This is a genomic window from Bacteroides sp. NGMCC 1.200775, assembly GCF_040798045.1.
GTDB lineage: Bacteria > Bacteroidota > Bacteroidia > Bacteroidales > Bacteroidaceae > Bacteroides > Bacteroides hominis.
Genome location: NZ_JASCQK010000004.1, coordinates 164,063 through 178,120, shown reverse-complemented (window position 1 = coordinate 178,120; position 14,058 = coordinate 164,063). Strand labels below are relative to the sequence as shown.

General features: G+C 45.0%; 9 protein-coding genes. All 9 read right to left on the bottom strand.

All coding sequences use genetic code 11. The features are described from left to right. Window positions 1-20 precede the first annotated feature (20 nt). The 9 genes from QK890_RS12480 to QK890_RS12440 all read right to left on the bottom strand — a co-directional run bounded on the left by QK890_RS12480 (window position 21) and on the right by QK890_RS12440 (window position 14,023). Window positions 21-1,073, bottom strand: a complete 1,053-nt coding sequence (locus QK890_RS12480; RefSeq protein WP_005780549.1) for a class I fructose-bisphosphate aldolase — start codon at window positions 1,071-1,073, stop codon at window positions 21-23. Window positions 1,074-1,240: 167 nt separating this feature from the next. Next, entirely contained in the window at window positions 1,241-1,987 is a 747-nt protein-coding gene (gene gpmA, locus QK890_RS12475; RefSeq protein ID WP_005807593.1) for a 2,3-diphosphoglycerate-dependent phosphoglycerate mutase, read from the bottom strand. Window positions 1,988-2,177: 190 nt separating this feature from the next. Next, the gene (locus tag QK890_RS12470; RefSeq protein ID WP_032540107.1) at window positions 2,178-3,632 is read right to left on the bottom strand and encodes an ATP-binding cassette domain-containing protein; all 1,455 of its coding nucleotides are present in this window, start codon (window positions 3,630-3,632) and stop codon (window positions 2,178-2,180) included. Window positions 3,633-3,731: 99 nt separating this feature from the next. After that, window positions 3,732-5,246, bottom strand: coding sequence for an arylsulfatase (locus QK890_RS12465; RefSeq protein ID WP_032540108.1), 1,515 nt, complete (start codon window positions 5,244-5,246; stop codon window positions 3,732-3,734). 15 nt (window positions 5,247-5,261) lie between these two features. After that, complete coding sequence (locus QK890_RS12460) at window positions 5,262-6,818, bottom strand: beta-N-acetylhexosaminidase (protein ID WP_005780558.1); 1,557 nt, start codon at window positions 6,816-6,818, stop codon at window positions 5,262-5,264. Window positions 6,819-6,922: 104 nt separating this feature from the next. After that, window positions 6,923-8,788 carry a RagB/SusD family nutrient uptake outer membrane protein gene (locus tag QK890_RS12455; RefSeq protein ID WP_032540109.1) on the bottom strand — a complete coding sequence of 622 codons (1,866 nt, stop codon included), beginning with the start codon at window positions 8,786-8,788 and terminating at the stop codon, window positions 6,923-6,925. A 14-nt stretch (window positions 8,789-8,802) separates the two neighbouring features. Continuing rightward, window positions 8,803-12,240, bottom strand: a complete 3,438-nt coding sequence (locus QK890_RS12450) for a TonB-dependent receptor (RefSeq protein ID WP_234191129.1) — start codon at window positions 12,238-12,240, stop codon at window positions 8,803-8,805. A 137-nt stretch (window positions 12,241-12,377) separates the two neighbouring features. Further along, entirely contained in the window at window positions 12,378-13,376 is a 999-nt protein-coding gene (locus QK890_RS12445; RefSeq protein WP_234191128.1) for a FecR family protein, read from the bottom strand. A gap of 89 nt (window positions 13,377-13,465) precedes the next feature. Further along, window positions 13,466-14,023, bottom strand: a complete 558-nt coding sequence (locus QK890_RS12440) for an RNA polymerase sigma-70 factor (RefSeq protein ID WP_101604344.1) — start codon at window positions 14,021-14,023, stop codon at window positions 13,466-13,468. Window positions 14,024-14,058: the final 35 nt, after the last annotated feature.

Here is a 14,058-nt window from a genome sequence, read left to right as displayed (position 1 = left end):
ATTCTAACAATCAAACTCAATCAAGCAATGGTGACAGATGCATCCAGATATACATCCTGGATGGCATTGAGCAATTCCACTCCCTCTTTCATCGGTTTCTGGAAAGCTTTACGTCCGCTAATCAACCCCATACCACCGGCACGTTTATTCACTACCGCCGTAACAACAGCGTCTTTCAGGTCGGAAGCTCCATGTGATTCGCCACCGGAATTAATCAAACCGACACGTCCCATATATCCGTTGGCTACCTGATAACGGCAAAGATCAATCGGGTGATCGGTAGTCAGTTCGGTATACATTCTTTCGTCTGTCTTTCCAAAATGAATTGCTTTGAAGCCACCGTTATTAGTAGGCAACTTCTGCTTCACAATATCCGCTTTAATGGTAACTCCAAGACGGTCTGCCTGCCCGGTTAGGTCGGCGGCAGCATGATAGTCTACCCCGTCTTTCTTAAAATCGTTGTTGCGCAGATAACACCACAAAATAGTGGCCATGCCCAATTCATGCGCATAGTCAAAAGCCTCGGCAATCTCTACCAACTGACGACGGCTTTGCTCGGAACCGAAATAGATAGTAGCTCCCACAGCCACCGCTCCCATCTCCCATGCCTCCTTGACGGTGCCAAACAACACCTGATCATACGAATTGGGATAAGACAGCAGTTCATTATGGTTCAGTTTCACTACAAACGGAATTTTGTGAGCATACTTACGGGCAACAGCCCCCAAAATACCGAAAGTAGAAGCAACGGCATTACATCCGCCTTCAATGGCCAGTTTTACAATATTTTCCGGGTCAAAATAGATGGGATTCGGAGCGAACGAAGCTCCGGCTGTATGCTCAATATCCTGGTCGACAGGAAGAATGGACACATATCCCGTATTTGCCAGACGACCATGTCCCAGCAAAGTCTGCAAGCTGCGTAAGGTCTGTATATTACGGTCCGAGTCGATCCATATCTTATCGATCGTATCTGGTGACGGCACGTGAATCAGTGATTTATCAATGGTTTTGCAAGTGTGGTTCAGGTAGTATTCAGCCTGATTACCCAATAGTTCTATAATTTTATTCATAATTCATTTGTTTTTGAGTTTAACTCACCACGGAGGACACAGAGAACACAGAGAATTTCTTTCTCTCAAACATCTTAATAAACAAGAGATTAAAACTCTGTGTCCTCCGTGTACTCTATGGTGAATAATATTCATTTTTATTCCGTAATGAGGGGTTTCCTCTTATCTTATTTTTTCTTTCCCTGATTGGCAACCGCTTCCATCAGTTTCCGGATTTCTTCGGGGTCACCCAGGAAATAGTCTTTTTCCAGATTCAGTTCGTCACTGAATTCAAATACGTAAGGAACAGCAGTCGGCAAATTCAGTTTCACGATCTCTTCATCGGAGATGTGCTTCAAGTGCTTGATAATGCCCCGCAAACTGTTGCCGTGGGCAACCACCAGAATTTCATCAGCGGTTTTCAGATTCGGGAAAATGATACATTTCCAATAAGGCATGATGCGGTCGATGGTATCTTTCAAAGATTCCGTCCGGGGAAGTTCTGCATCGGGCACTTCCCTATAGCGGTTCTCAAAACGTGGATTTCTCGGATCGTCTTCCGACAGGGCATTGGGAGCTATATCATAACTCCTACGCCAGATAAGCACCTGTTCGTCACCGTATTTGGCAGCCGTCTCGCTTTTATTCAATCCTTGCAGATCGCCATAATGCTTCTCGTTCAGACGCCAACTCTTCTCCACCGGAATCCAGTCCTGATCCATCCGGTCGAGCACACAATTCAGCGTTTTCACCGCTCGTTTAAGGTACGAAGTATAAGCTTTATCGAAATTAAATCCATTTTCTTTCAGTAGTTCACCCGCTTTGCAGGCTTCGGCAATTCCCTTTTCTGTCAGATCGACATCAGTCCAGCCGGTAAAACGGTTCTCCTTATTCCATGCACTTTCTCCATGACGGAGCAACACAATCTTTTTCATTCAACTCTCCTTTCTTTAGGTGTTTATTATAGAACATTTGTATTGAGTACAAAGTTCACGAAAGTAAAAGGAACAGTCAATACCTAAAAATGATGAAAGTGAGTTGTAAATTTGCCACAGAGTACACAGAGAATGCAAAAGACCATTCTTTCGAAGTAAGAGATAACTCTGTGTGCTCTGTGTTTGAATATCAACGATTTCTCTTTAGAAAAAGGCGATCGGTAATGACAGAGGGCAGTTCCGACTCATAATGGGTTACCATAATCATCGTTTTATCTTCACGGCAGCAGAAGGCCTCGATGATCTTTTTCACTCGCCGGCGATTGTACGTATCGAGTCCGTGCAGCGGTTCGTCCAGAATAAGTAATTCCGGATCTTTCACGAAAGCACGGGCCAGCAATGCCAAGCGCTGTTCACCACTCGAGAGTTGAAGAAAAGGTCTGTCTTTCAGAGCGGCAATGCCAAACACATCCATCCACCACTCGCAGGTGGCCATCTGGCTTTCCTGTGGACGCTTATACAAGCCGATGCTGTCATGCAACCCGGAAGCTACAATCTCAATGGCCGGTAGATTCTTTAGATAAGCACGGTGCATTTCGGGACTGACGTAACCGATATGCTTTTTTATCTCCCAAATGCTTTCACCTGTACCCCGCTTGCGTCCGAAAAGGCTGATGTCACAGGCATACGACTGGGGATTATCCGCACAAACCAAACTAAGCAACGTAGATTTACCGGCACCGTTTTCTCCGCTCAATGCCCACTTCTCGCCCCGACGGACAGTCCAGTCGAGTTCTTTCAGGATGGTACGGTCATCATAACGGATGCTGACCTTATTTAATTTTACCACCTCCCCGGAATCATAGTTGGTTCCGTCATAAGGCAATCCGGCTATACGTTGTTGCAATGCGTCCAGAGTCACGGGTACATCGGTCACACGAAATGCAGCCAGGTAAGCCCCTCGTTCCATTTTCGGAAGCACAGTCAAGTCTTCTACCGGAATCACATGGGTAATGAACGAAGGAATATCATCGAGCATCGAAAGCACAAGGATGATTTGCACAGACGACAGCCGGGTGAGGCGTTCGAGCAGGGAGAAAAGCAGTTCACGGGTCGGTGCATCCAAACCAATAAAAGGATTGTCCATTATCAGTACCCGGGGGGCAGTCAGCAAAGTTTTAGTCAGCTGAAATTTGCGCAACTCCCCACTGGAAAGGAGAATGATCTTCTTGTCCAACAACGGCTCGACGCGGAAGAGTTCAAACAATTCCTCTTTCAGCCGTTCATCTTTGATTTCCCCCAGCATCTCCCGCACGGAGGGGGCATCTTCCTGATCGTGGGCATTCCAGCGTTGCTGATAATAATAGTTAGCATCTGCTACACCGTATGTATCACGAAAAGCAATGTATTTCACGTTATCATATACTGTCTGAGTAGAAGAAGGAGAAAAATCGTATTTCACCGTACCTTCACGCAAGGGATATTTACCCAGAAGCGTATCTACAAACAAACTCTTCCCTCCGCCGTTGGGACCTACGATAGCAATGTGTTCGCCGGCAGCGATTTGTACTGTGACAGGTTGTGCCAAACGTACAAGCGGGTTGCGTGCTACGCCACCCGCTATACTGAATGTGTATTGTTCCATTATCCTATTTCATTATTAGGCGGGGCAAAAGTATATCAAAATCCGCACAAAGAGACAGAATAAGAGTAAAAAATCATAGTATTGGGCAATCGTAGCCGGTCAGAACCTGAATTTAGGGTTTTCCGGTTCGGTATGCGACTCTTCCATCAACTTCGTCAGCTTCCGGATAATTTCCGGATGTTCGCCTGCCACATCGCGCTCTTCCCTGAGATCCTTCTCCAGATCATATAACTTCATTGTAGAGTTTCCCTTCCGGATATTGTCGATAATTCCCTTCCACTTACCCATACGAATGGCTTTCAGACCGATCACCGGATCGGGATATTCCCAATACAGATATGCATGTTCTTTCTGCTGTCCGGTCTTGCCGAGCAAAGTGGGCAGGAAACTGATTCCGTCAGTCGGCGGACAATCAACCTTCGCAATATCCGCCAAAGTAGGCATCACATCCTGAAATCCGCAAATGTGATCGCTTTGAGTGGAAGGTTTGATCTTTCCGGGCCAGGTAACAATGGCAGGTATCCGTATTCCCCCTTCATGAACAAAACATTTTCCCCAGCCATACTCCGACTTGAAAGGGCCTCCGCTATCGAACCACGGTGAATCGCTTCCGCCGTTAAAGGTTGGACCGTTATCGGAAGTGAACATGATAATGGTATTATCATACAGATGATCTGCCTTGAGTTTCTCTATCAGTCTACCGATCTGTTCGTCGAAGTAGCTGATCATGGCAGCATAAGTCGCATGTGGATATCGGCAAGGCATATATCCGGCTTTCCCGGTGTAAGGCGCCTCGTCTCCAAACTTTTCGACATAGTGTTTCACCCACTTCTCCGGTGCCTGTAATGACACGTGCGGAAGCGGAGTAGTCCACATCAAAAAGAAAGGCTTCTTCTTATTCTGTCCGACAAACGAAATCAGTTCATCAAAAATAAGATCATTAGCATACTCCTTCTGTGAAAATTTGGCATAACTGGCTTCATCGCGGGGATCTGTTCCGGGATCCAGCCGGGCAGTGTGAGGGTCGAGCACTTTATTGTTCAGATATACACGGTCTTCATCCTTATACAGAAATGCCGGATAGTAACTGTGCGCTTGCCGCTGGCAGTTATATCCGTAAAAACTGTCGAATCCCTGTTTATTGGGAGTACCCTCCGATCCCGGAGCACCCAACCCCCATTTCCCATAACATCCGGTGACATATCCCGCCTGCTGCATCATCCTTCCGATAGTCATTGTATTGGCCTTCAGAGGATACTGTCCCTCCAGATTCGGATGCACATACATGGAGTCATAATTCATGATGGCTCCCCGGTATGCCATTTCATCATTGGCCCGTATCTGTGCATGTCCCGAATGCATACCTGTCATCAGCACACAGCGTGCCGGTGCCGAAACAGGCGATCCGGTATAGTGCTGGGTGAAACTGATGCCGTCTTTACACAGCCGGTCTATGTTCGGAGTTTCTATTTTTCCGGAACCATAACAACCAATATCCCCATACCCTAAATCGTCCATGATAATATAGATGATATTGGGTTGAGATTCTTTAACCTGACTTTTTGCCGATAAAGCAAATACGGATAGTCCGATATAGATTTCTATTCTTTTCATGCTAAGTTTCTTTTTTTAATCCCATTTATAATTTACGTCTACCTCCTTTTTCAGGGCAGGGCCGAATGAATACCCCTGTTGTTCGAACCATGGTTGCTTCAGAAGAACTTTACCGTAAAACTCATCGAAACTCAACGGTTTGCCGGAATACCACATTTGTTCGGCAAGCGCAAGAATACGCGGAAAGACACGACGGTCGATCCTATCTTCCGTTACTCCATCGTCTGTCCACAGTGCAGAACTCATTCCGAGGATAAGCGGGTTTTCTTCCCGTGGCCTGTAAGAGGGATTATGCAGATACACATCTTCCAGATCGAAAGTGCGGTCTTTGGCATATCCCCTCCAAGGAGTGAGCGGGAAGTTCAGATAGGTGTAATAGTTCGTACCGCAAATCACCGGGTAATTATGCCTGACAGCGTTCTTCAAAGCCAGATCCTTGTGCCCTCTCCAGTTCCACCACTGTATAACCACATTATCCGGCAACGGATAACCGTCCTTATAAATCACATCGCCCCAAAAGATAGCCTTCCGTCCTTTCTGTTTCAGGTAATTTGCCATTCGGGCCGAAAACCATAATTGCAGGTCATGGCTGTCCTTCAGTTTTTCTTTCGCAATCCGTGCCTGACAATCCGTACATTTATCCCAGTTTCCCTTAGGAGCCTCATCACCTCCGAGATGAATATAAGCGGATGGAAACATCCGGCACACTTCGTCCAGTACATTCTGCAGGAAGGTGAGTGTACTGTCTTTGCCGGCGCAAAAAATATTCTGTGTAAAACCGCTTTGGGGCACTTTCACCGGAATGTTGAAACATCCCAACCGCGGATACGAATTAAGTGCGGCCTCCGCATGTCCGGGCATGTCGATCTCGGGAACAACCGTGATACCGAGGTCTGCCGCATAGCTGACAATCTCCTTTACCTCTTCCTGGGAATAAAATCCCTGTTGCTCCGGTCCCTGTCCTACGAAAGCTCCGATCCGTGTCAAAAGCGGATAGCGTTTTATCTCAATACGCCAACCGAGACCCTCGGTCAGATGCCAATGAAAATAATTCATTTTCAGCATCGAAGCCATATCGATATATTTCTTGATGGTAGAGACCTTTTGATACTGGCGTCCCGAATCCAGCATAAAGCTACGCCATTTCACTCGCGGAAAGTCAGTGATTTCCGCACAAGGAAATATAAGTTTGTCCCCTTCCCGTGTACCCCATTGTCTCAGGCTCTGAACGGCATAAATAAAACCGGCGTTATCTGCCGCACGAACAGTCATTTTCTCGGGAGTAACAAGAATGCGATAACCCTCTGCGGGAAGTGTGGCATCTTTCTCCCAGGAGATTTGGCTGTGCCCCTTTTCACTACACCATTCCACAGCACTTTTCGGTATCAGTTTTTCATAAAACAAATGCAGGAAAGAAGCGGAAGCATCTTGAGCATGCATCCGTATCTTGCCTTGGAGTTGCAACTGTCCATTGGCTTTTTCGAGGTAATCAGGTGTAGGTAAGATCGTTTGTCCGCACAGACGGACGGCGTGCGAACCGAGGAAAAGCAGTATTAAAATCAAGTATTTCATTTAAACATAGTATTTATAGTGTGACAAGAAACTGTCCAAAGATAAGAATTTCTCGGGACAGTTTCTTATCACACGGTTAAAACCATTTATCAATCAGGAAGGGGCTACTCTACTCCGTCATCCCAACCCGGATTTTGAGCAAGCTGAGGATTCAGCACCCTTTCATTACGTGGAATAGGATTCAGGTAATAATATTCTGGCCAAGTATGGGTTTGTACAGGATGGAATTCAAGATATCCCTCTGCACCACCTCCGTCAATCGTCACCTTCGTTCCGGCGGGAAAGTCCGATGTCTTAACATACATACCCAACTTCTTCTTTAACGCGTAATGGCATTTCTTCCATCTCCGCAGATCGTCGAACCTGAACCCTTCGGAGAATAACTCGATACGCCGTTCGCGGCGAATCTCCCATAACAAAGGATTGACAGCATAGTCACCCGGATAAGCAGGATCGCCCAGATCGCGTTTAGGATCGAAAGCGGCGTTGATTTCCGCCACTTTCATAGGTGCCACGTTAGCACGGATACGCAGTTTATTAATTGTCTGATCGGCTGCGGACTGATCGAATTCACCCAACTCACACGTTGCTTCAGCATAATTCAGCATCACCTCTTCTACCCGGAAGATGGGCATATCAGTCTCTTCATTTCGCTGCGATCCCATCGACAAATAAGTACAATAATACTTCCAGTTATTATACCCGAAAGCCGACTTGTACCAAGGCTGATTTTCCAAATAGAAATCGAAATGCGGAACTGCCCCCAAAATACCTCCGTCATAACCCTGGCGGAAAGGTAACGTCTTCTGTCTCTCTTTGCCGCTTCCATACCCAATTCCCAACCGGATATTCAGGCTATCGATAAAGCTCCTGTCCTTAGCGACATCGGTAAACTCCCACTTATTCCCCCAGGCATCGGTAGAAGCCGATCGGTCAATTCTGTATGGAGGAGTCACTTGCAGCCAGAGTCGATGATCCCGGCAACTGAACTCACTGTACATATCCTTATCTCCCTGGAACAGCGGACTGTTCCAGCGGGTTTTACCATCCGAACAGAGATAGCTGTCCACCAAGTCACGAGTCGGGTTATAGTAGGACGATCCGGTTGTTCCTCCGATACTGACAGCATGTACTACGTTTTCCGCATTCGAGAACTCCCGATAAAGTATGACTCCCGGTACATCTTTCAGGTCGAGTGAACAAAACAGATCATCGTAGTTACTGCAAATTTCAGGATAACTGCTCATAACCTCGGCAGACACCCGTTTACATTCTTTCAGATAAGTTTCGGCATCATTCAACCCATGATATTTTCTCCATGTTCCTTCAAAAAGACAGAAACGGGACATAAATGCCTGTACGACGGCTCTGTTAATCGTATTACTGCCATCACCATTGACGTTGATATGCTGCTCGGCATATTGCAAATCTTCAAGAATATGCTTCGCGATTTCGTCTCTGGAAGCACGGGGACCGTTGATCAACTCTGTATCATTATCACTTAATACTCGGTCTATCCAAGGTACTCCGCCGTAAGCAGACAGTAATGAAAAATAGCGGTATGAACGAAAGAAGTATCCGACACTTTTCCAATGCGCCTTCTCAGTCTCAGTCATCTGGGAACCGTCTATCCGTCCCAACATCAGATTGACACGACGGATAAAACCATAATAATCCCAAGTCGTATTATTCCTCTTATCAGGCACAGTGACCAGTCCCCTGATCCAGTTGCTTTCGCTGCTTCCCCGCGTCTGATTATACGAGATATCGTCTGTTGAAGTATCACCGTATCCTAATTTCGGAAGTGTTTCATACAATCCCCAGGCATATGCCTTAAAGTTATCATACGTCACAAAGGCCGTCTCTTCCGTCGGATTGCCCAACGGATACCTTTCCATAAAATCATTGTTCAGGCAACCGGTAAAAGCGATCGCACTGAGTATAAACAAGGCAAATGTATATTTCTTCATACTATTTCGGTTATTTAGAATGTGACATTAAATCCAAGTGAAAATTTCTTCATAAACGGATACTCCCATGCTCCTTTTGAAAGCATATCCGACTCCAGACCTTCCGGTAAATGATCCCATGTATGAAGGTTTTCCCCACTGAAGAAGACCTTGACTTCGTCAAAGTAAACTTGTTTAGACCACGCTTTAGGCAATGTATAAGACAAGGTGATATTTTGCAGTTTCACATAAGCCGCATTGGCCAGATACTTGGTTTGCTTCCAGCGATTCGAACCGGTATTCACACCATTGTTTGCATATACTCTCGGAAAATAAGCATCTGTATGCTCCGGTGTCCAGAAGTTAAGGGTTTCTTTAAACAAACTTCCCCATGTGCCTGTAGGCCATGCAATCTGGTCAGTACGCCAAAAGTCACGCTTACCCACACCACGAAGAAAAATGGAAAGATCGAATCCCTTCCAGCTCAAGCCTGCATTGATTCCGTAATGGAAACGCGGTGTAGAATTACCGATAATACGTTGGTCACCCGGATCGTCTGCTGTCCCTTTTCCAGTCCAGATGGTACTGGCATCATCATCAAAATTCTTATAAAGCACATCCCCCGGATACACTTTTCCAACTCCCTTCGGGATAGGAATACCTTCTTTAAGGGTTCCGTCGGCATTGAAATCGTCTTCTTTATAAAAACGGTCGGTTACATATCCCCAGATCTCACCAATCTTCTGTCCTTTCCGATAAGTACCCAACAAATTGGTTTCATTGTTAAACTTAGTAATCTCACTCTGTGAATCATAGAGATTAAATCCGATACGGTAACTGAAATCTTTGATACGGTCTCTCCAGTTGAGTTCCAGTTCCCAGCCATAGGTCTTCAGATCCGCGGCATTTTGCTTGGCGGCAGCTACTCCCACCACCCAAGGCAAATCCATACCCGGTGCCAGCATACCTTTCGTATCACGCCGGTACCAGTCGAAAGTTCCGTTCAGCCTGTTATCAAAAAATCCGAAGTCGACACCGAAGTCAAGCGTATATACTTTCTCCCAGGTAAACGCATTGCTGACCATAGCCGGCGTAGACAGAGTCGTAGGTCTTTTGCCGTCTACCAGCCAATTGGTTAGTCCCGGAGCCATTTCCGGTATATACGGATAATTGTCCGGTGTACCGTCAGACAGCAAAATGATCTGATTTCCTATCGATCCCCAGGACGCACGAAACTTTAAATTAGACAGAACACTCCGGGTTCCTGTCATAAAAGGCTCTTCCGAAATGCGCCACCCTCCCGAGAAAGAAGGGAAAAAACCGAAACGATTGTTTTTAGGGAAACGTGAAGTTCCGTCATAACGTCCGTTAGCTTCGACCATGTACCGATCCTTGTACGAATAATTAACGCGGTAAAAGAGTCCCCTAAGGGCATATTCATTGAATGTGTCTGTAGCCGTTGTAGTTCCGGTAGCTCCCGATATGGACGGCAGGTTGCTCAACAACACATCTTTTCTTTCCGTCCACTGTGATTCAGCATGATTCTCTTCCTGGTTGAATCCACCCATCACCCCTATATTATGATTACCTATTGAAAAGTCGTAATTTGCAAAAACGTTGATCGCATTGTAGTTGTTAAATCCCTGAGTCAGTGCATACCGCGTGTTCTCCGTATTATTCAGGACACCGGTAAAATTCATTCCGATGTATTTATACTGGTTCACATACATGCGGTTGTAATTCGTCACCCTGTTATATGTGTATTCACCTGTTATCTTCAGGTTCTTCAGAGGTGAAATAATAATACGTCCCAAAGCTCTGAAGTCAGTTTTTTTAACGATGCGCGGTTCTCCATAACGGATGTAAGTGGCAGAAGTTTCAGCGGGATAAGTAATCCCATCCTCTTCATAAGGCGAAATATTCTGATAAGAAGGGAGTTGCATGGCACTTCCCCAAATTCCGTTCCTTCCGCCTTGTTCCACTTTGTTCTGGGTAGAATTGGCATACCGTATATCCAATTGGGTCGTCAGCCATTTGTTGACCTCCACACTAAGGAAGCTCGACAGATTGGCACGTTCATATCGGTCCTTATCGGTAATCAGGATTCCGTCTTCGTTGGTATATCCCAAACCGATGCGGTAATTCGTTCTGGACCCTCCTCCCGAAACCGAGAAGCTATGGTTTTGCATAAAGCCATAATTGTCCATCATATCCGCAAACATGTCGTTTTCTCTCATCAGGAACAGATTCCCGTTTTCGTCGAAAACATACCCTTGAGGATATTTGGAAGGATTATCCATATAATCACGTATATACGTTTCCCACTGAGGTATATTCTTACCATCCACATACGTATCATTAGGCCATCCCATTTCCTTATATGCCAATATGGACTCCAGCGGGTTCGCCTTTTGCGGTAATTCCAATGCCTTGGAGAACGAGAAATTGTTATTATAATTAAACTTAGGCGCCATGTCCTTTTTTCCCTGCTTAGTGGTGATAAGAATCACTCCAAACGCTGCACGCGCCCCGTAAATGGCTGCAGAAGCCGCATCCTTCAAGACAGAGACCGATTCAATATCCTGCGGATCGATCATATTGATATCCATCGGAACATTATTAACCAATACCAGAGGACCGCCACCATTGATAGAAGTAGTTCCACGGATGTTATACGACAAATTGTCACCGGGTGTACCGGTTGTACCTTCAATTTTTAATCCCGGAACAACTCCCTGCAGAGCTGCCGTAACATTCGTTATCGGACGGTCACCCAGTGTCTCCTGTATATTGACGGAGGTAACGGCTCCCGTCAGATTGACTTTCTTTTGTGTTCCAAAGCCGACCACTACCACTTCATCCATCAACTTTGAATCCTCTTTCAACTGAATGACGAGTTGGGTTTTCCCATTGGTACTGACCTCTTGTGGCAGATAACCGATATACGTAACCTGCAGTTTGCCGTCCGCAGGAACTTCTAACGTGAACTCTCCGTTGAGATTCGTGATCGTAGCCTGCTTACTGCCTATGGCAAGTACATTGGCCCCTATGAGAGGTTCACCGGTAATGCCGGTTACCTTACCCGTTATTTTTTTCATCTGGACAGTTTGTTTGGCAGCAGCTTTCTCTTTTGGCTGCACAGAAGGAGTAATAACTATATGTTCAGGTTCATAGTTACAAGTAAACCCGGTATTCTTCAAAAGAGCATCCATCACAAAAGAAAGCTTTTTGTCTATAAAGTTTTCCTTAATTTTCTTGTTTACATCCAGCTTGGTCTGATTGTATGTCACACTTAACTTGGTTTGCTGCTCTATCTGTTCGAATACTTTTTGCAAAGATTGATTGTTACCATATACACTTATTCGCTGATTCTGCCCGTAAGCAGTGTTATAAATGCATAAAGCGAGAAGTAAAAGGACTATTTTATGAATTTTTACGGATAGAATATTCCTTAAATTGATTTTTAATTTCATAATTTTGTGAGTTAATCAATTAATACTGTTTAAAGTCTCTAAAGGTTAAAAAGTTTTTGATTGATTTCGGGGATCGGAAATGGGTGTGGTAATTTGTTTCCGGTTCCCTTTTTTTCATATGGCAGCTCTCCTTTCTTTTATTTTAGCGGACAAATAGATATGGTTTCGTCCTTCTCCACTTTATAGGTGATACCTCCTACAGTTTTTGTCACAATGTCCAAAACATGAGAGATACTATCACGATACTTAAACTTTATTGTATAAAGATCCGAATTGATACGGTCCGATTCTGTCAGATCGGATGATAACCGGATGGATACGGCATATCTTCTTTCCAGCGTTTTCAGGATTTCCCTAAATGATTGAGAGACAAAATTCATTTCACCCTTAGTCCAGCCCGAATAGACGGAGGCGTCTATATTCCTTTTATAAAACTTTCCATCCCGGTTTTCATACTCCAGTTGCTGGTTGGGTTCCAAAGTAACAAAACAATCCGTCTGATTCTTCTTCCTAACGGCAACAGAACCGGTCTCCAATGTGGTAATCGTTCTCTTATCCAAAGGATACGCCTGCACATTAAACTGAGTACCCAGCACACAGACATCCAGGTGATTAGTCTCTACCACAAAAGGAAGTTTCTTGTCTGGTGCAACCTTAAAATGCCCCTCGCCCGAAAGATATACGGAACGAGTGTCGCCTGTAAAATGTGTGGGATATAAAAATACAGACCCGGAATTCAGGGTGATGACCGAACCATCGGGAAGTGTGACCTCTTTTTGTTCACCCTTGGGGACAATACATTCGACAAAACGGACATCGTGCGTATGCAGCCTGACATATACATAGGCAGTAGCAATGGACACCAACGGAATAAGTAGAAAAGCTGCTATGCGTGCCCACCGATAAAGGTTTGACGGCTTACATAAAGGAAAGCCTGCTTTTTTTTGAAACTTCCGTAAAGAATGTCGGGTACAGGCATCTGCCGCAGGATGATAATCATCCCATATCTGATGGAGTGCTTTTTCTTTCCGTTCCTTGCCGGACGAATCAAGAAGCCATGTCCAGACTTTGCTTTTAAGATCCGAACTGGCTGTAAAAGCCATAAAGTTGCGTATAATTTTGTATGCGTCAGACATAGTATATTTTATGGGTTATGTATATAAGATACGTAACCCGCCAAACACACACAGTCCGAAAGAGATTTTTTTTATATAAACTACTAAGTTTATACGATAGTAGCCATAATAACCAAGAGCAATATTTTGCGTATATCGGCCAGAGCCTGGGTCAGATGATTTTCAACCGTACGCTTACTAATGTTTAATTCACGGGCTATTTTCTCATTACTCAGTCCCTGTTCGCGACTCATCCGGTAGATCTTCTTCCTTTGGGCAGGCATTCTCTCCACAGCGATGGCTATGATCAGTTCCAACTCCTTTGCATCAAGTTCCGCCTCTGTTTCACAATGTTCCGGATGATCATCCGATGTTTGCCAGGATTGATAATTCTGAAATAGCAGGGAGCGTTCGATATGCCGGAAAACCGCATTCCGGGCAATACGGAACAGGTATGCATCCAGATTGTCTATCAATTTCAAGTTTCCCCGATTTTGCCACAATAATGCAAAAATATCCTGAGAGATATCTTCCGCCTCTTCAGCATTCTGCAACAAGCCATTAATGAACCCTTTTATTCGAGGGTAATAATCCAGAAAAAAAGCCTCAAACTTTTGAGGACTTTCCAGATTATCCGTATCGGCCGGAGACTTCTTTATAAATTTCATCATACAGATATTTTAAGATTGCTCTATGCACACAT